Source organism: Corynebacterium sp. MSK218 (assembly GCF_030232655.1).
Taxonomy (GTDB): Bacteria; Actinomycetota; Actinomycetes; order Mycobacteriales; family Mycobacteriaceae; genus Corynebacterium.
In genome coordinates this window covers 1-349 of sequence record NZ_JASPGN010000041.1, presented here as the reverse complement: position 1 = coordinate 349, position 349 = coordinate 1, and the positions used below count along the sequence as shown (strand labels likewise).

Below are 349 nucleotides of genomic sequence, written 5' to 3'. Positions count from 1 at the left end.
GTGCCACCACCGTGGTGCTCAAGCGGCTTAAGGCATCCGCGAAGGATGGCGACCCCATTGCGGAAGCTGAGGATAATCCACAGGACGTGGAAAAGCAGTTCGCGGCTGCTGATGCCCATATTGTTGCCGGGACTCCAGACGTTGCCTTTAGCCGGCTTATTGACGCCATGAAGGTCACCGCAGGCGATGACAAAGCACGTTTGAAGGACCGTCTTCTTGAGCTGTTTGCCCTCTATGATTCCGGTGATCCGCGCGTGCTTGCGGCCCGCACGCAGCTCGCTAGCGCGCTGTATTGATACCTAGTCTCGCTGTCTGACCCGTCAACCTTTTCTGGTTGGCGGGTGTCATC

The 349-nt window shown here is 57.9% G+C and carries 1 protein-coding gene; it reads left to right on the top strand.

The genetic code is table 11. The features are described 5' to 3' along the window. The coding region (locus QP922_RS12845) for a tetratricopeptide repeat protein (RefSeq protein WP_284809915.1) at nucleotides 1-296 on the top strand (296 nt) is incomplete at its 5' end. Between the last annotated feature and the right edge of the window lie 53 nt (nucleotides 297-349).